The organism is Acidobacterium sp. FHG110202_01, assembly GCF_059115305.1.
On the sequence record NZ_JBZYWJ010000001.1, the window covers coordinates 149,260 to 172,981 of the forward strand.

The window sequence follows — 23,722 nt, forward strand, 5'->3', positions numbered from 1 at the left end:
ATTCGTGCGGACTCCAGGCATGCAACGAAAGGAGCTTCGTATGCCCGTACGACAATTACCGTCCCGCCCTAACCTCGAACAATACAAGAAACAAGCAAAGGAGCTTGCTGAGAGCTTCAAAGCCGGCGATTCCGAAGCGATGGAGCGCGTCGAACAGCATCATCCTTGCCCGGATGGTTTTCGGATTGCCAGATTTGCGCTCACCGATGCGCAGCTGGTAATCGCCCGCGAACACGGATTCATGAGCTGGCCCAGGTTCGCTGGGTACATCGAGACCGTAAACATCCAGCGCGACGTAGTCTCGCTTGAAGACCCTGTTTTCGCCTTCCTGCAGGCTGCGTGCGTTCCTATGAATGACTGGCACAGGGCAGGAACGCTGGAGCGGGCGGAAGCAATTCTTGGCGAGTATCCGCAGGCAGCATCAGCCAGCATTTATACCGCGGCAGTTCTTGGCGATGATGCCGGCGTGCGCCGCTTTCTTGCACAGGATTCTAAAAATGCTACGGCCAGAGGTGGTCCGCGAGGATGGGATGCTCTGACATACCTTTGCTTCTCGCGGTATTTGCGGCTCGATCACGAGCGCTCGGAAAGCTTTGTCCGAGCGGCGCGTGCGCTGCTCGATGCGGGAGCGAATGCCAACACCGGCTGGTACGAGATGATCGACCATCCCAACCCGCGTCCGGCGTGGGAGGGAACACTCTACGGTGCGGCGGGGATTGCTCAACACGCAGAGTTGACGCGGCTCCTTCTGGAACGCGGAGCCGACCCGAATGACGAGGAGACCCCATACCATGTGCCCGAAGGCTATGACAATACAGTCCTGAAAATCATGCTTGAGAGCGGGAAGCTCAGCGGTGAAAGCCTCGCAACCATGCTGCTGCGCAAAGCCGACTGGCATGATTACAACGGCATAGTGTATCTGCTCGAGCACGGAGCCGATCCCAACCGGGGCATGCACTGGAGAACAACTCCGTTCCAACACGCCATCGAGCGGGACAATCACCTGAAAAACATTCAGGCCATGCTGGATCATGGCGCCGATCCCGCACTGGAAAATATCCGCTATGGCAGGTCTGCTGTAGCCATGGCTGCCCGGAGAGGTCGCGGTGATGTGCTTGAAGAATTTGAACGGCGTGGACTTCCCACTGAGCTGCAAGGCGTCGACAGACTCATCGCCGCATGTGCGAATGCAGATGATGATGCGATTCATTCCATTGCACAGCATGAGCCGAATCTGGTGCAGGAACTCTTAGCAGAAGGCGGAACGCTGCTGGCTGAGTTTAGCGGAAACGGAAACACCGAAGGCGTCCGGCGATTGCTTGATCTTGGGGTGAATCCAACAGTGCTATACAAAGGCGATGGCTACTGGGAGGTCGAGAAAAACAGTACGGCTCTCCATGTGGCGGCGTGGCGCGCGCGACATTCAACAGTGAAACTGCTTCTTGAGCGCGGTGTTCCCCTGAATGCGCTTGACGGGCGCGGACGGACAGCTCTCGCCCTCGCTGTGCGCGCATGCATCGATTCCTATTGGAAGGACAGCCGTTCTCCGGAGTCAGTAGAAGTGCTGCTTCGCTCAGGAGCATCGATGGATGGCCTGATGTTTCCATGCGGCTATGAAGAGGTGGATGCGCTGTTGCGGCAATATGGGAAAATGGCTGCGCAGCATGGAGAGTGAACGATGGCTATCGATGTTCGCGGCATGACGCCGCTGCTTCAGGTCTTCGATATGCCCACGTCGCTTGCGTTTTACTGCGATGTGCTCGGCTTTGAGGTGATCGGTTCGTCGGCTCCCGGCAGAGACTGCGACTGGGCCTGGCTCAAGCTGAATGGCGTGGAGCTGATGCTCAATACCGCGTATGAGCGCGAACATCGACCGCCTGCTCCGGACAAGGCTCGGGTTTTGACTCATGACGATACCTGTCTGTACTTCGGCCATCGGGACGTGGATGCAGTGTACCGCTATCTTCGGGAAAAGGGCCTCGATATTAAGGAACCCAAAAATGCCTGGTATGGCATGAGGCAGCTTTATCTGCACGACCCGGATGGATACAACCTGTGCTTTCAGTGGTCGGTAAAGCAGGAGTCGTAAAATCCGCATGCTCAAGTTCAATTACAGGCAGGCTAAAGAATCTGACATTCCAGCTATGGCTCGCATCCGCTCTCAGGAATGGGAAACGGAAGAATACTGGTGTGATCGCATTTCGAAATATTTGAACTGCGAGTTATATCCACAGCGAGCTCTGAAGCCTCGCATAAGCTTTGTTGCGTTAGACAAGGATTCCGTCATCGGATTCATAGCAGGGCACCTTACACAGCGTTATGAATGTGACGGCGAACTCGAGTGGATCAATGTTGTTCCGGAAAGGCGCGGAAGTGAGGCTGCTTCGGAGTTGCTGCGTCTGCTGGCGGCCTGGTTTGTGGAACAGAATTCCCGGCGCATTTGTGTGAATGTTGCTCCGGATAATCTGCCGGCGCAACGCTTCTATCGGCGTCATGGCGCCGAAGATCTGAATAAATATTTCCTGGTCTGGAAAGATATTGAGATAGTCCTGAATAGGGATATGATCACGGCAGAATGACAGACTCCGAGATTACCTGCGCAGCAGTCGCTTCAGGCTTCCCGGAAGAGCAATGCCCATTATCATCACCAGCGCCAGGTAGCACACAGAGAACACCACAAGCACGCTGGGGCCAAGCACCAGCGCCTTGTGAATAGGAAAGATGCGCTTGACGCCATACCCAATCACTGCGGCCACGATGGCTGCCAGCCACAGCTTTGCCAGTCGCGAGCCGGAAAATGGAACAACGCCGATGCGCTGATGGAGAGCGCGGCGCAGCAGTGTGAACTCAACCCATCCGGCCATGCCTGCTGACAAAGTCAGACCAGCCACGCCCCATAGCCGGTCAATTCCGAGCAACTTGGGCAATGGCAGCGCGAATAGATATCCCAGCGCCAGTGTCAACGTTACACGGATGATGGCGAAGTTCAGCGGTGTGCGCGTGTTGCGCAACGCGTAAAAAGCCGAGGAGTAAAGGCGTCCAGAAGTAGAAGCAAGAAGGCCAACGCCCGAACCTGCAAGCACTCTCCAGACAAAGATGACGTCGCTCCCTTGAAAGTGTCCCGAGCGGTAGATGGTAGAGACAATCATGTCGCCCAGCACGATGAACGCGACAGCCGAAGGAACGACGAAGAATGCAATGTTTTGCAGGCCGGCTGCGAGACGGTTGCGCAGTGCCGTGGCGATCTCTTCCTGTGTACCCAGTTCACTCGACATCGCAGGAAGTTCGGCAGCAGAAATCGCCATGCCGAAGAGACTGACAGGCAGCGTGTTGAGCGTTTGTGCATAGCCCAGAGCAGATACTGCTCCGATAGGAAGAAAGCTCGCCAGCATGGAATCAACATAAGCGCTGATCTGCACCACTCCGCGGCTGATGAAGACAGGAAAGAAATTTCGAGTAACGATGCGGACCTGTTCCGAGCCGAAGTGTAGCTTCAATCGCAGCGGCCAGAGAAAACGCATCACCGTCGGCAGCTGGACAACAAACTGCAATCCGCTGCCGATGACCGAGCCGATGGCAGCAGTTACGGCAAGCGAATCCTGATCCTGATGTCCGCCTTTCCAATAGAGCGCCGCGATGATCGAGATATTCCATATCACTGGTGCTGCATAAGACAGAAAAAATTTGCGATGGCTGTTGAGAATCCCCAAACACCATGCAGAAAAGACCAGCAATGCAGCGCCGGGAAAGAGTATCTGAACAAGATGGATAGTGAGTATCCGCCTGGGGCCATGAAAACCAGGCGCAATCGCATCAATGAGCCACGGAGCAGCAAAGACTCCAGCAAGTACCAGGATCGATGTAATCAGGAAGAGCAGCGCAAAGATCGCTTCAGCTAATTCCGATGCTTCCTCATCGCTGCCTTCTGCGCGCAGGCGCGCATACACGGGAATGAACGAAGCCGAGAGTACGCCCTCGCCAAAAAGGTTCTGCAGAAAATTGGGAATGCGGAATGCAGCGCGGAATGCGTCTGCTGCTCCGGAATTTCCAAAGTAGTGCGCGAAGACACGTTCGCGTACAAGCCCGACAATGCGGCTCGAAAGAATGCCTGCGGCAACGGCCACAGCCGCTGCCCGCGATGAAGTTTTTTTGCGTGGATTGGGTTCGGTCAAACCATGATTATACGGTTCTTCGAACTACGCTTCCTTCGGTCACTTCTTCACCCTCCGTTGCACATCTTGAGGCGCATGCCTGAAGATGGAAGGAGATGGAAGGCCTCGTTAAGGGATACAAACAGTTTCGCGAGCAGGTGTTTCCTGAAAAGAAGGAGCTGTTTCAGAAGCTCGCCTCGGTGCAGTATCCCGAAGCGTTATTTCTCACCTGTTCTGACTCGCGCATCGTTCCAGACTTGGTTCTGCAGACCGGCCCGGGCGATCTGTTCATCTGCCGCAATGCGGGAAACATCGTGCCTCCTTATGGAGACATGCTGGGCGGCGTCTCGGCCACCATCGAATACGCGGTCTGCGTGCTCAAGGTGCGGCATGTGATTGTCTGCGGCCATTCTGACTGCGGAGCCATGCAGGGGGTGCTAGACCATCGGCGTCTCGACGGCCTGCCGAATGTCGCCGCGTGGCTGCATTTTTCTGCTAACGCGCTCGACATGGTCGAGCAGACGCTTCCGCCGGATGCGCCGCATGATGAACGGCTGCTCGCGCTGATCCGCGCCAATGTGGTGCAGCAGGTAGAGCACCTACGTACACATCCGTATGTTGCGGCAGGCCTCGAAAGCGGTCAGCTCTTGGTGCATGGCTGGACGTACGACATTCCCAACGGCACGCTCGAAGCCCTCGATATGGAATCGGGGCAGTTCGTTCCTCTGGAACTGCAGCCGGCTCCGACCGCTGCAGAGCCCACGAAGTAATTTACTGGTCGCGCAGTGTCTTCATCGGATCGAGCCGCGAGGCCCTCCATGCGGGAGCGAAGCTCGCCAGCGCCGAAGCTGCAAGCAAGACGAAGCTGACAACAGTAAAAGTGACCAGGTCGATGGGCTTCACGCCATAGAGCATGTGCGTCAGAAAGCGCGTGAGAACCGCCGAAGCCGCAAGACCAACGGCAAGACCTACGACTGCAAGCCGCAGCCCGCGGCGCAGAATCATCCGAAGCACATCTTGCCGCTGTGCGCCGATGGCGATGCGAAGGCCAATCTCAAAGGTGCGCTGGGTCACGATATAGGACAGTAATCCATAGAGTCCGATTGCTGAAAGCAACAGCGCAATCGCGGCAAAGCAAGTAAGTAGCATGGTTTGGAAACGTGGCTGTGCAGCAGATTTTGAAACATAGTCTTCAAGCGTTGAGACCTGGTAGACAGGAGCAGTTGCATCCATCTCTGAGATGGTTTTACGAATAACATTTGCCAGCATTGTCGGATTGCCATTGGAGCGGATGGTGAGATACGGATCTGTAATTACAGCTTGCGCATAAGGCAGGTAGTAGGCAGGCGCAGCGTTGGCGGTAAGGCCATTATGCTTAGTGTTTCCCACAACTCCGACGACCTCACGCATCGGATGCTCGACCACATCATCACCAAGTTCCGCGCGGATGTGTTTGCCGATGGGGTTTTCCCGGGGAAAATATTTTTTAGCAAATGCCTGATTAACGATCATGACAGGAGCGCTTTTGACATTGTCCTGTTTTGTGAATGTTCGGCCTGAAAGAAGCGGGATGCGCATCGTCTCAAAATAGCCGGGCATAACAACACCAAGTGCTTCACTGGGCTCATCTCCTTTGGCGACAGGCCTTCCTTCAATTGCGATAGAGACCGTGGCAGAGCTATGTGAAAAAGGCAGCGGCCATCCTGCGGATGCAGACTGTACTCCTGGAAGGGCTGAAATTTTCTCCAAGACCTGTTCGAAAAATTGATAGCGTTGGTCGTGTCCATAACGTTCACGTGAGAGGCCGATCCTTGCTGTCAGCACATGTCTTGCATCGAAGCCGGGATCAACCTGCAGCACATGGATGAAACTGCGAACCAGCAGTCCTGACCCGACAAGCAAAATAAGGCCGATGGCGGTCTGCACAATGACGAGCGCGTTCTGAAGTCTGTGCCGGGATTGTCCGCTGCTTATCGAACGCATGCCTTCGCGCAGTGCGGAAGACGGTTCAACTTGCGACATGCGCCAGGCAGGGAGTATTCCGAAGAGCAGCCCGGTGAGTGAGGAGACGGCGACAGCAAATGCGAGAACTGTCTCATTCACGCTGACTTGATGGATGCGAGGAATATCTATCGGAAGCAGGGCGATGGTTGCTTTGAGCATTCCACCAGCCATGGCGATTCCGGCGATGCCGCCACATAATGACAAGATCACGGACTCAGAAAGCAGCTGACGAATAATTTCGCCGCGATTGGCGCCGATAGCTGTGCGCAGAGCAAATTCCGCGCGGCGTTGCGATCCGCGGGCGAGCAGCAGGCCGGCAACGTTTGCACAGGCGATCAGCAAGACAAGTGCGACGGCTCCGAAAAGCACATGCAGCGCGGGTTTGGTATCACCGATGATATGGTCAAGCTCGGGTTCAATGAGCGCTGACGTGTACCACTTGTTATTGTCCGGGTATTGCTGCGCAAGGTTGTTTGCAATGACTCCAAGATCAGCTTTGGCCTGATCCAGAGTGACGTCAGGCTTTAAACGCCCGATGGTTTCCAGCATGTCCATTCCACGCTGAGTGGTTGCCGAATCTTTTCCATGAACTCCATCTGCATCCGTAGCAATCGAGAGCCAAACCTGAGGAGCAGAACTTCCGAGTGGGAACTGGAAGTTTTTTGGCATGACTCCAGCCACAAGATAGCTGTAATCGCCAAGCTTGATAGATTGACCCACAATGTTCTGCGCTGACCCGAAGGCTGATTGCCATATTTCATAACTCAACATCACCGCATGATTGCCTGCTTTTTCCTCATCCCAGTGGAAATCCCTGCCAATCGTGGGAGCGACACCCAGTACCTGAAAGAAATTTGAGGAAACAATCTGCGCTTCCAGAAGCTGCGTTTCGCCGTTCTGGAAGAAAGTTGCAGTGGTTCCGCGAAACGATGCGATACCGCTGAAAGTATGGTTTTGCGCGCGCCAGTCAAAGTAATCGGGATAACTCGGGGATTCGGGTACAACTCCAGGAAGTGAGTGATCCTGCTGGCTCAGCCAGACCAATCTGTCAGGCTGCGGGAAGGGCAGCGGGCGCAGCAGCACAGCATAGACCAGGCTGAAGATGGCCGTTGTTGCTCCAATGCCGATGGCGAGGGTCAGCACCGCAGTAAGTGTGAACCCGAGATTTTTGCGAAGCTGGCGTAGTGTGTAGCGCAGATACATTGATCGGCCCCCAAATGAGAGGTAAAAGCATGTAGAAGGCCAACATGCTATTGGGGCAATAAGTAGATTTTTCAATCAATTGCAGGCCAACCGCCATCTGGACATGAGGAAAGTGTTCGATTCCGGAAACAAGTTGACCGGAAATGGACGGCTGCAGCTGAATCTGGCACGATACAGGGCAGAAGATGTTTCCTTTGATTCCATGAAATGCCACGGATTCAGTCGCTTGGATTCCGCGCAGAAGCTGACAAAAAGGAGCATACTATCGTCTATAAAAAGGAGCATACTATCGTCTATATGGATAGGAGTGTGCTCTATGGCCACAATGATTCGTAAAACAGTTGCTCCTCAGCTGTTGCTGGCCGCCAGTCTGGCATTGGCCCCGGCAGTGTTTGCGCAGAGCCCTTCTCCGAGCGGCACGCCTTCAGATCCAACGCAGACTCAGACACAAGGCCCGCCGAGCGCAGCGCCGCAGAGCCAGCCGCAGCAGACGCCTACGAACACTCCTACGCCTCCCACCATCCCATCCGGTCAGACCAGCGATCAGCAGGCTGCAAAGAAGGATAACCCGCCACAGACTTCGCCCCCCGTAAACATGGAGCCTCAGGAGGTCCATGTAAAGCAGGGCAGCGTCGATGATGTGAACGCTGTTGGAACGCGGAACATCGGCGGGCGCGGCTTGGGCAACTGGTACTCGACCGAGTCCGAAATCAAGATGGGCAAGCAGTACGCCGACGAGATTGAGAAAAGCACGAAGATGATCAACGATCCGGTTGTGACGGAGTATGTCAACCGTATCGGCCAGAACATCGTGAAGAACTCAGACTGCAAAGTACCCTTTACGATCAAGGTGATCGACACCGATGAGATCAACGCCATGGCGCTGCCTGGCGGCTTCTTCTATGTGAATTCAGGGCTGATTCTGGCAGCTGACGAAGAGTCAGAGCTCGCCGGCGTTATGGCGCATGAGACGGCGCACGTTTGCGCGCACCACGCAGCGCGTGAGATGACGCGCATGAACTACGCGCAGTTGGGCACGATTCCGTTGATTATGATGACGGGCTATAGCTGGACCGGCTACGGCATTTATGAAGCCGTGAGCTTCGCTGTCCCCATGACCTTCCTGATGTTCTCGCGTGAATTCGAAGGACAGGCCGATTACCTCGGTGTGCAGTACATGTACCGCGCTGGCTACGATCCTCAGGCCTTCGTCACGTTCTTTGAAAAGGTACAGAATCTTGAGAAGACCAAGCCGGGAGCGGTAGCCAAGGCATTCTCCAACCATCCGCAGACTCCGGACAGAATCCAGCACACTCAGGAAGAGATCGCCAAGATTTTGCCCGCCAGGGACCAGTACCTCGTAACCACGTCGGAGTTTGACGATGTGAAGGCGCGTCTTGCGCGCATCGAGAATAAGCGCAAGCTGACCGATACCAAGAATGGAAAGCCGACTCTACGGCGCGTGAGCACAGCCGATCCCAATGCGGATCCGAATAATCCGCAGCAGGGTGGCGACGACCGGCCAACACTACACCGGCGCGACAATAACAATTAAGTCTGACTGACCGGAGCGGCGTCGAGCAGACGCCGCAGTTCCGCGATCAGTGTTTCCGGCGGAACCGGCTTATATAAGAACGCAACGTGCGTTTTATTGGCCAGGTCTTCGAGACCTGCGTCTGTGTGGCCGCTTACCAGCATAGCCTTCAGGTCCGGACGCAGGCGGCGCAGCTCCGCAATCACTTCCTGCCCATTCATTTTCGGCATCAGTGCATCGCTGACTACAGCGTCGATCGAGGGCAACAATTGTCGGCCGATGGTCAGCCCTTCGGCTCCATCGGCTGCTTCCATCACGCTATACCCGCAGGTCTTCAGCGTGTGCGCCAGCAGGAAGCGAATATTGGCGTCATCCTCGATGAGCAGAATGGTTTCACTGCCGCGATGATTGTGTTCTTCAGGCAGTCGCGTTGCCTCTTGCATTTCAGAATTGCCCGCAAGCGGGATCGTCATAGTAAAAATCGAGCCCTGACCTTCCACAGACTTCACTGCGATGCTGCCGCCTGCATCGCGAATGATTCCATAGGCGGTCGCAAGCCCTAACCCTGTACCTTTGCCTTCGACCTTAGTGGTAAAAAATGGTTCAAAGAGGTGCTCCTTTACTTCTTCTGTCATGCCGGAGCCTGTGTCCTCGACAGCTATGATCGCCTCACGGCAATTGGCGGAGGTTCGAATGGTCAATATTCCGCCTGCCGGCATAGCATCGCGTGCATTTACAGCGAGGTTGAGCAGAACCTGACTGAACCGCTGAGGATCGATCCTGACATAAGCACTTTCGGCCTTCTGTTGAACAATGATTTGAATTTCATTGCCCATCAGACGGCGCAGCATGGTCTCATCCTCACTGACAAGTTCGTCAATGCGCACAATGCGCGGCTGGCTGATCTGCTTCCGGCTGAAGGCCAGCAGCTGCTGCGTCAGGCGTGCGGCACGTTCGCCGGCTCGATGAATTTCAACAGCCATGCCTTCAAGGCGGCTCTTGTTTTCGAGCTCCTGCTTCAGAAGATAAGAGTAGCCATTGATGACAGAGAGAATGTTGTTGAAGTCGTGGGCGATGCCGCCGGCCAGACGTCCAACTGCTTCCATCTTCTGCGCGTGCCGAAACTGGTCTTCAAGCGCGCGGCGTTCGGTAATGTCATGGAGCAGTATGATCACTCCGCGGACATTGCCTGCAGCATCGAAGTCCGGGGTGTAAGTCGCCTCTATGTTGCGTTTTCTGTTGTGGATGAGGATTGCCTTCTCAAAGGTGGCTGCTTCGCCCAGTGAAGCCTGCGTCCATGCCTGGCGCATCTCGCCTTCGTATTGCTGACCATCTCCGCGATGGATAAAAAACTCGAAATCCTGGTCGACGAGTTCTTCGCTGGAGATGTCAAACCATTCTTTAAAAGCGCGGTTGGCGCGCCGGCATTTCCCCTGAGCATCGAGATAGAGGAGCGCCACCGGAAGCCTGTCCGTAAGGGCGCGTAGCTCAGCTTCGCTCATCCGCAGTGATTCGGTAGCTCGGATCGAATCGGTAATGTCAATAACAGTGATGGCGCGGGCAGCACGCGAGTTGAAATAAATGTCGTGCAGCGTGACACGCACGAGCCGCTCTGTCCCGTTTTTATAGCGATGACGCCATGGGCCGAAAGATACTTTTGGTCCCGGGGCTCTCGCGGCGACGCTGACAATCTCGCGCTGTTCCTCCGGACGGATGTCGAGAAGCGACATGCGGAGTAACTCTTCGCGAGACCAGCCATAGGTGTCGACCGTCGCTTGATTCACATCGAGAAACTGCAGTGTCTCGACGTCATAGATATACATAGGATTGGGATTGTCGCGAAAGAGGTCGACGGTAACCTCCTGTACATCGCCGGTATGAAGAGATTCCGCCATCGAATCCGGAAATAGGTGCTGCAACGATTAAACGATTAAATTGACTGTATCACGCTTAATGAGCCAGCAGGATCACGCCCGCGCAGACACAGAGCGCCGCAATCCAGCGCCGCTTGTCCACATTTTCTTTCAGAAAAATTTTCGCAGCCAGGGTGTTGGTCACAATCGTAAGCGAAGCAGAGGCGGGAGCGACCAGGCTCAGGTCCGCATGGCTTAAAGCAAAGAGAAGAGAAAAGAAGCTGACTGCCATCGCTGCTACACCACAGAAGAATCGCGTATTGGTGACAACAGCTTTTATAGCGCCGGCCAGTCCGGAATGTACCTTGATCTCATCCAGATCGCCGATCTGGCGCATAGCGGAAGCAATCAGAATGTCTCCCGTCGTAGCGGCAACAATAATGCTTGCAATCATCGCCGCATTTGCCAGCGTTGAGTGCTGTGGCGCTATCATGAGCAGACCTTTTCTGGGGTTTTTGTTGGTGCAGAATCGGGCTTTTCGTGTTCCGTGTAGGATGGCCCCTGCATCACGAATCCAACCGCTGCAGTGATGAGAAAAATCCCTATCCAGCGGGAAAACGAAATATCTTCATGCCGCCAGAATTTGGCCAGCAGCGCGACAATGACGTTTCCAAATGCGGATGCAGGTAGAACGTAAGTCAGATCTGCCCAGGAAAGGGCAGTGAGCCACGAGGCGAAAAAACCGATCAGCAGCAGAATGCCTCCGGCAACCCACGGCGTGGCGACGGCGTGAAACAACGTCGTGATATGCGCAAGCGACACCGGGCCAATCTGTTTCATGCCGCGATCGAGAAATGAGTCACCCAATGGTGCAGAAACAGTGACGAAGGCCAGCACCAGATACCGCCGGAATGTCATCGTGCTTCTTGTCATGAAAAGAGAAAGCGGCCAGCACATGGCTGGCCGGGATTACAAAATTCTCTGCTATAAGCCGGTTAAACTTCCGCGCTTACCGGGTTGGTTTCATTCGTCTTCTGCAGCTTGCTTTCTTTCACAATCTTGTTGCGTTGCGAACGCAGCTTCAGGAACGACTTCGCCTCCTGATACAGGCGCGGCAGGTCACGGTTCACAATCGCCTTGCTTACCACTCGCCACGCGGCCTTTGGGCGGAAGTAGTATTCGTCGTAGAAGCGGTGCACCATTTCGAGCACGTATTCCTTCGGCAGGCCGGGGTACTCAATATGCGCAAGTTGGTGGCCTTGATCATCGACCATCTGGCCGTTGTTGATGATGAAGCCGTGCTCTTTGGCGAATTCGTAGAACTCCGTCCCCGGATAGGCATGCGCAATCGAGACCTGGATGGTCTCAACATCGAGTCCCTTAGCAAAGTTGATCGTGTTGCGGATCGATTCTTTCGTCTCGCCTGGCAGGCCGAGGATGAAATCGCCGTGAATGGTCAGCCCAAGATCATGGCAGTCGCGCGTGAAGTCACGGGCGCGCTCGACAGTGGCGCCCTTCTTGATGTTCTTCAGAATTTGCGGGTCGCCCGATTCGTATCCGACGATGAGCAGACGGCATCCGGCTTCGCGCATGGCCTTCAATGTCTCGCGGTCGGTAGTGACGCGCGAGGTGCAGGACCAGGTTAGTCCCAGAGGCTTGAGCTTCGAGCACAGCTCAATGGTGCGCGCCTTCTGGATGTTGAAGGTATCGTCGTCGAAGAAGAACTCCTTCACATGCGGGAAGAGCTCCTTAGCGTGCGCCATTTCCGCGGCAACATCGTCAGACGAGCGCTTGCGCCATGCATGGCCCGAAAGTGTCTGCGGCCACAGGCAGAAGGTGCACTGCGCCGGGCATCCGCGCGTCGAGTAAAGCGAGACATAGGGATGCAGCAGGAAGGGCACGTTGTATTTCGTCACGTCCATGTCACGTGCATAGATGTCCGTGACCCATGGCATCGCATCCAGGTTCTCGACCTGCGGCCGGTCCTGGTTATGCACGACCTTGCCGTCTTTGCGATAGCTGATGCCCAGAATCTCGTCGAGCGGCTTACCGTTGGCGTATTCGACGACCGAATAATCGAACTCGCGGCGGCAGACAAAGTCGATGACTTCGCACTCCTGCAGCGCGCGGTCAGGCGACGTCGTGACCGGCGGTCCGACGAAAGCAATGCGGATATTTGGATTGACCCGCTTGATGGCTTCGGCGAGCTTCTGGTCGCCCGTCCAGCCCGGAGTGCTGGTAAACAGCACCAGAAATTCATAGCCCTTGGCGATTTCGATCGTTTCCTGCGCCGAGACGTGGTGTGGAGGCGCGTCCAGCAACCGCGAACCTTCAAGCATGCCTGCCGGATAGGCAAGCCACACCGGGTACCAGTAGGACTCGATCTCACGCGTGGCCGGCCAGCGCGAGCTGGCGCCACCGTCAAAATTCTCGAACGAGGGCGGGTTCAGAAACAGTGTTTTCAGTGGCATGTGCGTAACCTTAAGTGTAACATCCGGGTCACATTTTCAGGGCCTGCGGGTATCTGCGGATATACCCTCGGAATTGAGTAAGTTACAGCTCAATGTGACGCGGTTGCACTGTTGGCACTCTCCGGCAGTACAGGCGCAAAGCGAGATCCAGCCGCAAGAATCACTGAGGCAATGCCCAGTGCAATCAGTGTCATGCCCAGCCCGATCCTGAGAGAAGAAGTCATATCCGAGATATGGCCGATAAGGCGCGGTGAAAAAGCATCGCCCAATGCATGAATCATGAACAGATTAATAGCGATGGCCGAAGCGCGGATCGGCGCGGCCACTGAGTTCACAATACACGCATTCAGAGGCCCATTGTTCAGGAACAGCATAAGCTCGGCAACAAAGGCTCCAGGAACCAGCAGAGACCGTGGCCCAAAGATCGCAGCTGCGCATGCGGGAATCGCCAGCAGCATGCTCCATGCAGAAATAAGATAGAGAGCGCGGTGATTCTTACGCAGCCAGCGATGCCCGAGCCATCCGCCGAGAACCGTGCCTATCAATCCATCGATGGCCGTAATTCCGCCAGTAACAATTCCCGCTGTCGCCACTGAGTATCCGCCGAAGCGGACAAAGAAAGTCGGCAGAAAGGTTGAGATACCGCCGACGGCAAAAGTCCACATGGCCATGCCGAGCGTCGCTGTCCAGAAGGCAGGATTGCGCACCAATCCACGAAGAGTAATGCGCGAGATTGTTGGCTTAAGCTCATCCGCCGCACCACGCTCCGGCTCCTTCACAAAGAACCAGAAGGCAGCGGCAATCAGCACGCCCGGCAGCGCAGCAATGAAGAACGGCGCGCGCCATCCGTAGTGCTGGCCCAGCACGCCCCCTGAGAGATATCCTAGCGCCGCACCCACCGGAATCGTGATGTAGAAGATGCTGAGCACGCGATTGCGCTCAATTTCGGGATAGTAATCGGCCAGCAGCGAAGGGGCGAAAATGCTGAAAGTTGCTTCGCCAATGCCCACAACCGCATGACGAATCAGCAGCGTTTCATAGCTGCGCACCGTCGCTGTCAACAGCGTTGCAGCGCTCCAGAGCAGCGCTCCCAGCACAATCAGAGGACGGCGCGGAAAACGGTCGCCGAGCCATCCCGTAAGCGGGGCAGCAATCATGTAGGTAAAAAAGAAGGCCGAAGTCAGCAGCCCCATCTGCGCGTCATTCGCAGAAAATTCCTTCTGAATCAGCGGCTGCACGCCCGGCAGCACATAGCGGTCGATGAAATTGAAGAGGTTCAGGCAGGTAAGCAGAAACAGCGCCATCGCGGCGGTCCGCGCTGCCGATGGTCCGGCTGATGAAATCGCCTTCATACAGTGAGGGAATCATATCAGCCGTTTCATAGAGCAGCCGGTCCGTTGAGCGCTTTGTGGTCTCCGTATCCTCTGTGGGAAGATTTTGATAGAAGATTGCACCACAGAGAGCACAGAGTTCACGGAGTTTAATTCGTAAGAGGAAAGCATCAGCAGCCAATAAGAGCGACCATCGGGAGCGGAAGGGAAGTCAAGTCAGTTCTCCTTGGCAAGAATGGCACGCAAAGTGTGCGCCTGCCCGGGACGGCCAGTCCCTAGTCCCGGGGCCAGCGTGCTTCGACTGTCGTTGAAATCCCGCCGCGTGGCCGGAAATCTCCTTTCACTACAGCCCATACCGGCTTGCAGGACTTCACCACATCTTCGAGCACCTGGTTCACGACGTTTTCCTGAAAAATGCCGAGATTGCGGTAGCAGAAGAGATATTCCTTATAGGACTTCAGCTCAAGGCACAGCTCACGCGGCATATAGCGCAGCGTAATTACGCCAAAGTCAGGCAGCCCGGTTTTTGGGCAGACTGAGGTGAACTCCGGGTCATCAATCACGATCTCGTAGCCGGGAAACTGGTTCTTCCAGGTTTCGATCTCGGGGAATTTGTAATCGAGGCCCGCTTTTGCGTGCTCATCGGTGTAACGTTCTGAAAGAGCCATATCTTCATTCTAGAGCACCGCAATCATGTCTGGGCTTTAGTAGTGTTTCAGATGAATTTTGAAGTACCATGAACCCGGAAACGGGGCCACATCATGATTGTCTGGACACCTATAGCTGTTGACGAGAAACCTTAGTCTTAAAGGCAAACTAACCTTGCCTCTTTATTCAGCTATGGTTATCGGCACATCAGTGGTGTTACGGATGTGGGGTGGCGGATTGACCAGCATGTCTTTTGCCCTCACCACCATTCCATTTCCAAGTGCCAGCGATGCCGCTGCCTGGATCGAAGCTCATCGGAGCGATAAGCAGAATACAGCTCAATCTTCGAACTGAGATACCACTGGATTTTGTCACCTTCTTAACGAAGGAAGGGCCTTGCTTTCACTTTGAGAGACCCCCGTGCATATTTCTTGGCGCCAAGCCGCATCTTATTGAGTCTTATATACTGACTTTCGGTCTACGGATGGCGACACAAAGAACGACAACGACCCGTACTGGCGTGATTTGGACAGTGGTAGCAATCGCGGTGCTGCTCATTTTTTATGCCGTGCACCTGCTTACCCGCACCACGCTCCCTGTTCGCGTTGCTACGGTGACACGAGGCAGTTTGAAGAGCCCAAGTAGCACGAACGGGCAGGTAGAGCCGGTCTCGAATTTTGAGGCAAATGCTCCTTTTCCCGGTGTGGTGAAGGCCCTTTACGTGCATGAAGGAGATAGGGTGCCGTCCGGCAAACTGCTCCTCTCGATGGACGACGCTGATGCGCGCTCTAAACTGGCCGCCGCACTTGCGAACCTCAAGGGTGCGCAGGCCGCCTACGATGCCACCATGAAGGGCGGCACGCAGGAAGAACGCTTATCGCTGAATGGCCAGATAGAGTCCGCGCAGGCGAGCACCGACCAGGCACAGCGGGATCTCGCGACGCTCCAAAAGCTCCAGGTGCAGGGAGCAGCCTCGGCTGCGGAAGTGTCCTCCGCCAAAGACCGTCTGGCGTCGGCAAACACTTCGCTGGCCGTGCTCGAGAAAAGAAAGACTTCGCGCTATGACGCAAACGACATTGCCCATGCCCGCGCGTCACTGAACGATGCTCAGGCTGCATACGCAGCGGCGCAGGCAGTAGTAGATCAGGCTAATGTGAAGGCGCCGTTTGCGGGCACGGTATATTCCGTTCCATTCAAGCAATCGGAATTTGTCGAGCAGGGAAAGACGCTGATTGAAATGGCCGACCTGCACAAATTGCAGGTGGTGGGCTATTTCGACGAGCCCGAGATTGGCAAGCTCAAGGAAGGTCTTCCCGTTACCATCAAGTGGGAAGCCAAGCCGGACATGGAATGGCATGGCCATGTGGAGCGTGTGCCCTCCACCATCACTCGTTACACTACGCGCAACGTGGGCCAGGCGCTGATTGCGATTGACGACGCCGATGACGTTCTGCTCCCCAGCACAAATGTAACCGTAACTGTGATTACTTCTGACCTCGCAAATGTCTTGAATGCTCCTCGGGATGCACTGCATACCGAGCAGGGCAATTCCTATGTGTATACCGTTGTAAACGGCAAGCTGCATCGTACGCCGGTAAAGACGGGTGCACTGAACCTGACACAGATTGAGATCGCCTCAGGACTCAAAGAAGGCGATGTAGTCGCGCTGGGCACCACCAACGGTGTGCCGCTGAGCGATGGCGTCGCCGTACAGATTGTGCAGTAATGCGCTTTACTCGACGACTCATTCAGGTCAGCCTGCTTCTGTGGGCTCTCTCTGCCGTACACGCAGATACTCTCGATTCCGTGCGTGGCGACCTCGACCACGGCCGCGCTGATCATGGTCTTGATACCCTCGGTCAGGTCATCGCTCAACAACCGCAGAATGCCGAAGCGCTTAATCTTCAATGCCGCATCTTCATGCAGGAAGAGCGGTGGGACAATGCCGTTAATGCATGCAAAGCAGCGGTGAAGCTTGCTCCAGGTAGCAGCAACTATCACTTGTGGCTGGCGCGCGCTATGGGCGAAAAAGCCGACCGCGTCTCTTTCATCACCGCCTTCAGAATGGCGAAGCAGATCCGCCAGGAGTTTGAGACTGCCGCAAAGCTAGATCCACATAATGAAGCTGCGCTTACCGATCTCGGCGAATTCTATGTCGACGCTCCGTCCATTGTTGGCGGGGGAATCGACAAGGCTGCGAAGATCGCGCAGCAGTTGGATACTTTTGCTCCCGACCGCGCTCATTATGTCCGTGCCCGCATCGCGGAAAACCAGAAGGACTACGCCACCGCCGAACAGGAATACAAGACCGCTATCAACGGATCCAAAGACCCGGCCGACGCATGGATGGACCTTGCCTCCTTCTATCGCCGTCGCCAGCGCTGGGATGATATGGCGCAGGCCGTGAAGTCAGGAACGGCGGCCGACACAAAGCATGGAATCGCCCTGGCTGACGGTGCGTCCATTCTTATTCGCGCCGGACGCGAACTGCCGCTTGCCCGCCAGTTGATGGAGCAGTATCTTGCTTCGCCCAATAAGTCGGAAGATGCGCCCGCCTTCCGCGTGCAGGTACAGTTGTCGAAGCTTCTGACGAAGCTCGGAGATGCGCAGGGCGCGCAGGCCCAGATTGCCGCTGCGCAAGGCCTTGCTAGGGATTACCAACCAGCTTCGCAGGCCACAAACAGCGGCAGATAGCAGATAGAATCAAAGCTTGCAATTTCCGAGGAAGGCTATTTGCAATTGAAACCGCTACACGTCCGCTGGATAACGCTGAGTGCGCTGGCGCTGTCTGCTGCATTCGCACCACCTTCAACAGCGCAGCCGGCCCAGGTTTCCCTCTACACGGTAGTCGATCTCGCATTGCGTAACAGCACTTCTGTTCGTGTTGCCCGAGCAGATGTGGAACGCGCCGCCTCATCCTTGACCGAGACCAAGGACGCCTATATTCCCAATCTCATGCTCGGCTCGAGCCTTGGCTATTCTTACGGCTTTCCGCTGGGCGAGCCTTCGGTTTTCAATGTCACTTCGCAATCGCTGCTCTTTACTTTTTCGCAGCCAGATTATGTGCGCTCCGCGCGCGCCGGGCTTCGTGCTGCGGAGTTCAGTCTGAAGGACACCCGCGAGCAGGTTGTGCTTGACACGTCATTGAACTATGCCCAGCTGGACAAAACTGAGAATGCGATGGCCGCCCTCGCCCAGGAAAAGCAATATGCCAATAAGCTCGTCGGCATTGAGCAGGACAGGGTCATCGCAGGCATAGAAAACCGCATGGAGCTGACCAAAGTGCAGCTCACAGCTGCGCGCATCGATCTCAAGCGCATCCACCTGCAGGACGATGCCGCGCTTCTGCGCCAGCAACTCGCTCATCTTACCGGGCTTCCGGCTTCCACCTTTGTTACCAGAGCGGACAGCATCCCGCCGGCTCCTGACTTTAGGTCCGCCAATAACCTGGGCCCTCATGTCAACGGGTTCAATGCCGGCATACAGGCCGCGCAGGCCAACGCAAAATCCAAAATGTATGTTTCTTTTGGAGACGCCCGGCAGACGTTACGTCCCCAGCTCTCCTTCGGCGCCGACTACAGTCTGTTTGCAAAATTCAATAACTACAATCAGTTCTATCAAAACTTCCAGTACAACAACTTCAACGTCGGCATCCAGATCAAGGTGCCGCTCTTTGATGCTTCGCTCAAAGCTAAACAGCGGCGCTCCGAAGCGGAAGCTGCCCGCGCCCTTGCTGAAGCTGACCAGACGCAAAATACAGTCAATGAGCAGGTTTTCCAGTTGAAGAACAGTCTGGCGGAGCTGGCCGCCCAGCAGCGCATCGCGCAATTGCAGGCAGAGCTTGCGCAGGAACAGCTCGACGCCATCCTGACACAGCTGAACCAGGGAAGCGGCTCTCCTAATGCCGCTCCGCTTACGCCTCGGGAAGAGCAGCAGGCGCGCATCGAAGAGCGAGAACGTTACGAAGATGTGCTCGACGCGAACTTCGCCGTCCTGCGCGCGCAGCTCAGCCTAATGCGCTCTCTCGGCACCATCGAAGATTGGGCGAAATCCGCCCCCCAGAAATAGCCGTTACAGCCCGACACTCATCCGCGTTCGCGGATCGAGATAATCCCGTAATGCATCGCCTAGGAAATTGAACGAGAGCACGCAGAGCATCACCGCAACAGCGGGGAAGATGACAAGGTGTGGAGCATCGAACAGATGTGAGCGTCCATCATTGAGCATCGCGCCCCAGCTTGCTGCTGGCGGAGGAACTCCCAATCCCAGGAAACTCAAAGTAGCTTCAGCCAGCACGGCTCCGGCCATGCCGATCGCTGCCTGCACAATAATGGGCTGCAGGATGTTCGGAAGAATATGCCGCATAAAGATGCGTAGATCGTTTGCGCCCAGCGCCCGCGCCGCTTCTACAAATTCTCGCTCGCGCATGGCCAGCACCTGCGCCCGCACCAGACGCGCATAGCCAACCCAGCCGCCGATCGAAAGCGCAAGCACAAGATTAATCAGTCCCGGCCCGAGAAACGCGACAAACGCAATTGCCAGCAGAATTCCCGGCAGTGCGAGAAATGCATTCATCACGAAAGTGTTGAGCGCGGTGTCGATAGCACCGCCGTAATATCCTGCAAGCCCGCCCAGAATCAGCCCCAGAAATAACGAGCATCCAACCACCGATGTCGCCACCAGCAGCGAAAGCCGCGCCCCATAGAGTGTCCGCGAGAAGATATCGCGCCCTAGCTCATCAGTGCCGAACCAATGTCCATGGCTCGGTGACATCAGTCGATGCGTGAGATCAATGGATGCCGGGTCATAAGGAGCAATCAGCGGAGCAAGCAGCGCTATCGCTGTAAAGAGAACAAGCAGCGCTGCACCAATCACGGCAAGCGGCTGGCGGCGGAGAGTTCGTCCAATGGAGAAATTTGCCAAAGAAAAAGAGTAGCAAACAGTTGCTATTTCGTTCAGGGCTGCAGTTTTTGATTAAAATTCACACCCTCTTTTCCACATGAAAAGAGATGCAATCGCAACTTTCCTCGTTGACAGGTCCCCACAATTCACCCCTTACAATAGAAGTATCCATAGAGTTACCGGCAGCCACGCAGTTGCCGTAAATAGCGCGATTTTCTTTTCCTCGGACATACAACAGTAAGAAATAAAGAAAAGGGAACTACTCATGAGGACCATATTGAGGCTAGTGTTACTCGTAGTGTTTCTTGGTTCATGTACTGCCACATGGGCTCAGACCGCGGGAGCGGGCACGATCAGCGGCACGGTAACAGATACAGCAGGTGCCACCATCTCTAATGCAACCGTGACGGTTACAAATATCGATACAGGCGCTTCCCGCTCAATCACGACTAATGGCGCCGGCAGTTATGTCGCGCCATTTCTTCAGCCAGGACACTATTCTGTTTCCGTTACCGCGACTGATTTTGGCAATGCCGAGCAAAAGAACCTGCTTCTGCATGTAGGTGACACGCTCACGGTTGACGCTGCGTTGCCGCCTGCTTCCGTGCAGTCGACAGTGCAGGTATCCGCTGCTGCGCCGCTGCTTGATCCGGAGCGGACAGAAGTTTCGCAGGTAGTAAGCGAAAAGCTGGTGCAGAACTTGCCCGTGAACGGCCGCCGCTGGGATGACTTTGTCCTGTTGACGCCAAATGTAGTAAATGACGGCGGTAGCGGGCTTATCAGCTTCCATGGCATCTCCGGCCTCTACAACAGCAACTATGTTGACGGTGCGAACAACAACCAGATGCTCTTTTCTGAAGCACGCGGGCGTGCTTCCGGCGCGCCATACATCTATAGTCTCGACTCCATTAAGGAATTTCAGGTTGCCACCGCCACATACAGCGCTGAGTTTGGGCAGGCCGCCGGCGGGCAGGTGAACGCAATCACCAAATCTGGCACCAACGATCTGCACGGTGACCTCTTCTACTACCTGCGTTATCCCTCACTCAATGCTCTCGACCCCTATAACAAAGGGCAGGGAATTGCGACTCATAACCCTCTGTTGCTTACCCAGCCTATCCACCAGCAACAGCAGTTCGGCGGCAGTGTGGGAGGTCCAATCCTTCGCGACCGTCTTTTTGGGTTCTTCACCTATGACGGTTTCCGTCGCGTCAATCCTGTACTCTACAGCTCAACTGCAAATATTTCCCTCACGCCCGCTGGCGCGTTCGGCGACCACAGCAACAACATCACGCCTTCACAGTGCCCTGCGAGCATCGGTGGTCCAGGCTCGACGAATTGCACGAACGCAATTCAATATCTTCAGGCGCTTTCCGGTTCCTATCCACGCACGGGTATTCAGGACATTTTCTTCCCGCGCCTTGACTGGCAAATTAACAGCAACAATCATGTCTTCGCCAACTTCAATTTCTCCAACTATCATTCGCCCAGCAGCTATGCCTCGAATCCGTCCTACACCAATTCATCCGTCACAACCAATGGCTCGACGAATTATCACGAGCGGTTTGTTGTGGCGCAATGGACCGATGCTCTGACCGACCATTCGGTGAACGAAGTACGCTTCCAATGGGGACGCGATCTTGAAACGGCAGGAGCAAATGCGCCAGGGCCGAGCGTTTCGCTGTCCAGCGTACAGACCTATGGATTGCCCAATGCCCTTCCACGCACCGCGGAGCCGGATGAGCACCGTTACCAGATCACCGATGTGTTTTCGACCACTCACGGCAAGCACACGCTGAAAGCCGGTGGCGATCTGAATCTTGTTCACGAAGTCATGATTAACCTCTTCCAGGGCGGCGGGCTTTACAGCTATACCAGGGGCGTCGGGCCATCGGATAACTTTGTCAATTGGGTTCAGGACTTTTTTCCCGCGTCTGCATCGGATCCCTATGCAGGCAGGCACTACGACACATTTGTGCAGACTATCGACCAGATAACCGGCGTCGGCAAAGACGATTTCTGGATGAAGATGATTGACGGCTTTGCTGAAGATTCGTGGAAGATCACGCACAATCTCACCTTCGATCTTGGTGTCCGCTACGACGTGCAATTGACGCCGCAGCCTCTGCACCCCAACACGAGCACTGCATTGACGACTTTTTACAATGCAACGCTTAAAAATGTGTTGGACCGTGTGCAGCCGCGCATTGGCTTTGCATGGAACCCGCATCCGGGAACGGTTGTTCGTGGCGGCTATGGGTTATTCAGCGCGCTCAATCAGGGCAGTACGTACTATGCCATGCGCGTAGAAAACGGTGTTTACCAGACCAACTTCAGCTTTAACGGCGCAGGTAGTGGATGCGGCGCCACCTCTAATCCAACTTGCACTCTGCCTACAGGCGCACCCCTCTTTCCGAATGTGCTGTTCACGCCTCCAGGACCTGGCCTGAACTCAACGCCCTTGTATGGCGTGCCTAGTCCGACCAGTTTTGGCGGAGCAGCCTCCACGGTTACCCCGCTGCCCAATGGTTTCACGCCAGTGCCCAGTTTCCACGGTCTCGATCCCAACTTTGTGCCGCCGCTTGCTCATGAACTGCAGCTCGGTGTCGAACAGGAGATGCCGGGTCGTACAACTCTCTCCATTGGCTATGTCGGGACGCGCGGCCTGCGCCTGCCGATTTTTGTCGATGCCAATCTCATTGGACAAACGCCCAGCAGCACGAAAACCTATCAGCAGGTCGATAAGAGTGGAAACCCGATCGGGCAGCCATTTACACTTCCGTTCTACCTGCCTACAGATCGCCGCGACGCAACCATCGGCTCGATCAACACAGGCTTCAGCTCTGTCAACACCTGGTACAACTCCATGGCAGTGACCGTCAGGAAGCCTTTTGAGCATGGTCTTGAGCTCCTGGTGAATTACACATGGTCGAAGGCGCTGGACCTCGCACAGGTGCCCGGCACGTTTGGGACGTTCTATGGATCGGATTTCCCGCTTGATCCCAACAACCTGAAGCTGGAATATGGCCGCTCCGACCTCGATGTGCGCAACCGCTTTGTAGGCAGCGTGGTTTACCAGCCGCAGATTTTCCAGAACAACTGGTTCGCCAAACATCTTCTGGATGATTTCCTCTTCTCAGGCACGGCCACTGAGTCCACTGGCTTTCCCATCACGGCGGGCCTCAGCGGTTATCCCAGCGGAGGCGCGGATGGTGGTGTTACCGGTGGAGTCATGAGCTCGAGCTCTGGCACTGCCACCAATGGCAGGGCGCCGAACCAGGTAGCCAGCCGTAATGCTTTCCCAGGGCCGGGAATCCGCAATATCGACTTCCGCGTGACTAGGAATTTCCCCATCACTGAGAGGATCAATTTCCAGATCCTGGGTGAGGCATTCAATGTGCTGAACCAGCGCATCAACCAGTCAGTGAATGCGACTGGATATTCGTTGGTGTCAGCCGGATCAGGCGCATGCAGCAACTTCACAAGCAGCGCCATTACCGGAGGCTGTATCGCCCCCACAACAGGCTTGCCGCTGGGTACGCCGACTTCTACCAGCAGTCTGCTTTACGGACCGCGTCAGTTGCAGTTCTCCGCAAAGCTATTCTTCTAGAACCAGCCGTCCAGC

At 55.4% G+C, this 23,722-nt stretch carries 18 protein-coding genes; 9 read left to right on the plus strand and 9 right to left on the minus strand.

What is annotated here, in order from left to right; translation table 11 throughout:
* Positions 1-40 precede the first annotated feature (40 nt).
* Genes AC5S16_RS00555 through AC5S16_RS00565 form a run of 3 tightly spaced genes read left to right on the plus strand, consistent with a single transcriptional unit; the run spans position 41 to position 2,579 of the window.
* The gene (locus AC5S16_RS00555) at positions 41-1,675 is read left to right on the plus strand and encodes an ankyrin repeat domain-containing protein (RefSeq protein ID WP_493928053.1); all 1,635 of its coding nucleotides are present in this window, start codon (positions 41-43) and stop codon (positions 1,673-1,675) included.
* Positions 1,676-1,678: 3 nt separating this feature from the next.
* The gene (locus AC5S16_RS00560; protein ID WP_493928054.1) at positions 1,679-2,089 is read left to right on the plus strand and encodes a VOC family protein; all 411 of its coding nucleotides are present in this window, start codon (positions 1,679-1,681) and stop codon (positions 2,087-2,089) included.
* Between the two features lie 7 nt (positions 2,090-2,096).
* Positions 2,097-2,579: a GNAT family N-acetyltransferase gene (locus AC5S16_RS00565; RefSeq protein ID WP_493928055.1), complete on the plus strand. Its 483-nt coding sequence runs from the start codon at positions 2,097-2,099 to the stop codon at positions 2,577-2,579.
* 12 nt (positions 2,580-2,591) lie between these two features.
* Here the strand turns inward: AC5S16_RS00565 and murJ are convergent, their stop codons facing one another.
* The gene (murJ, locus tag AC5S16_RS00570; protein WP_493928056.1) at positions 2,592-4,124 is read right to left on the minus strand and encodes a murein biosynthesis integral membrane protein MurJ; all 1,533 of its coding nucleotides are present in this window, start codon (positions 4,122-4,124) and stop codon (positions 2,592-2,594) included.
* A gap of 143 nt (positions 4,125-4,267) precedes the next feature.
* Between murJ and AC5S16_RS00575 the strand changes: the two genes are divergently transcribed.
* Positions 4,268-4,921 carry a carbonic anhydrase gene (locus tag AC5S16_RS00575; RefSeq protein ID WP_493928057.1) on the plus strand — a complete coding sequence of 218 codons (654 nt, stop codon included), beginning with the start codon at positions 4,268-4,270 and terminating at the stop codon, positions 4,919-4,921.
* Between the two features lies 1 nt (position 4,922).
* Here the strand turns inward: AC5S16_RS00575 and AC5S16_RS00580 are convergent, their stop codons facing one another.
* Positions 4,923-7,358, minus strand: a complete 2,436-nt coding sequence (locus AC5S16_RS00580) for an ABC transporter permease (RefSeq protein ID WP_493928058.1) — start codon at positions 7,356-7,358, stop codon at positions 4,923-4,925.
* A 316-nt stretch (positions 7,359-7,674) separates the two neighbouring features.
* On the opposite strand from AC5S16_RS00580, the gene AC5S16_RS00585 reads away from it, so the two are divergent.
* On the plus strand, positions 7,675-8,913 hold the full coding sequence (locus tag AC5S16_RS00585; RefSeq protein ID WP_493928059.1) for a M48 family metallopeptidase: 1,239 nt from the start codon (positions 7,675-7,677) through the stop codon (positions 8,911-8,913).
* Here AC5S16_RS00585 and AC5S16_RS00590 read toward each other — a convergent pair.
* The 6 genes from AC5S16_RS00590 to queF all read right to left on the minus strand — a co-directional run bounded on the left by AC5S16_RS00590 (position 8,910) and on the right by queF (position 15,215).
* On the minus strand, positions 8,910-10,787 hold the full coding sequence (locus AC5S16_RS00590) for a hybrid sensor histidine kinase/response regulator (RefSeq protein WP_493928060.1): 1,878 nt from the start codon (positions 10,785-10,787) through the stop codon (positions 8,910-8,912). The two genes, AC5S16_RS00585 and AC5S16_RS00590, sit on opposite strands and share 4 nt — an antisense overlap.
* Before the next feature lie 55 nt (positions 10,788-10,842).
* The gene (locus AC5S16_RS00595; RefSeq protein WP_493928061.1) at positions 10,843-11,238 is read right to left on the minus strand and encodes an EamA family transporter; all 396 of its coding nucleotides are present in this window, start codon (positions 11,236-11,238) and stop codon (positions 10,843-10,845) included.
* Complete coding sequence (locus AC5S16_RS00600) at positions 11,235-11,663, minus strand: EamA family transporter (RefSeq protein ID WP_493928062.1); 429 nt, start codon at positions 11,661-11,663, stop codon at positions 11,235-11,237. Before AC5S16_RS00600 ends, AC5S16_RS00595 begins: the two co-directional genes overlap by 4 nt.
* Before the next feature lie 77 nt (positions 11,664-11,740).
* Positions 11,741-13,216, minus strand: coding sequence for a hopanoid biosynthesis associated radical SAM protein HpnJ (gene hpnJ / locus AC5S16_RS00605; RefSeq protein WP_493928063.1), 1,476 nt, complete (start codon positions 13,214-13,216; stop codon positions 11,741-11,743).
* Between the two features lie 89 nt (positions 13,217-13,305).
* Positions 13,306-14,568, minus strand: a complete 1,263-nt coding sequence (locus AC5S16_RS00610; RefSeq protein ID WP_493928064.1) for a spinster family MFS transporter — start codon at positions 14,566-14,568, stop codon at positions 13,306-13,308.
* A gap of 254 nt (positions 14,569-14,822) precedes the next feature.
* Complete coding sequence (gene queF / locus AC5S16_RS00615; RefSeq protein ID WP_493928065.1) at positions 14,823-15,215, minus strand: preQ(1) synthase; 393 nt, start codon at positions 15,213-15,215, stop codon at positions 14,823-14,825.
* 512 nt (positions 15,216-15,727) lie between these two features.
* Here queF and AC5S16_RS00620 point away from each other — a divergent pair.
* From AC5S16_RS00620 to AC5S16_RS00630, 3 genes are read left to right on the plus strand one after another with little or no spacing between them, the layout of a single operon-like run.
* Positions 15,728-16,921, plus strand: a complete 1,194-nt coding sequence (locus AC5S16_RS00620) for an efflux RND transporter periplasmic adaptor subunit (RefSeq protein WP_493928066.1) — start codon at positions 15,728-15,730, stop codon at positions 16,919-16,921.
* The gene (locus AC5S16_RS00625; protein WP_493928067.1) at positions 16,921-17,889 is read left to right on the plus strand and encodes a tetratricopeptide repeat protein; all 969 of its coding nucleotides are present in this window, start codon (positions 16,921-16,923) and stop codon (positions 17,887-17,889) included. The genes AC5S16_RS00620 and AC5S16_RS00625 overlap by 1 nt, the downstream gene beginning before the upstream one ends.
* A gap of 45 nt (positions 17,890-17,934) precedes the next feature.
* Positions 17,935-19,263 carry a TolC family protein gene (locus AC5S16_RS00630; protein ID WP_493928068.1) on the plus strand — a complete coding sequence of 443 codons (1,329 nt, stop codon included), beginning with the start codon at positions 17,935-17,937 and terminating at the stop codon, positions 19,261-19,263.
* A gap of 3 nt (positions 19,264-19,266) precedes the next feature.
* On the opposite strand, the gene AC5S16_RS00635 is transcribed toward AC5S16_RS00630, so the two are convergent.
* Positions 19,267-20,118, minus strand: coding sequence for an ABC transporter permease (locus AC5S16_RS00635; RefSeq protein WP_493928069.1), 852 nt, complete (start codon positions 20,116-20,118; stop codon positions 19,267-19,269).
* 265 nt (positions 20,119-20,383) lie between these two features.
* Between AC5S16_RS00635 and AC5S16_RS00640 the strand changes: the two genes are divergently transcribed.
* Positions 20,384-23,707, plus strand: coding sequence for a TonB-dependent receptor (locus tag AC5S16_RS00640; RefSeq protein WP_493928632.1), 3,324 nt, complete (start codon positions 20,384-20,386; stop codon positions 23,705-23,707).
* Positions 23,708-23,722: the final 15 nt, after the last annotated feature.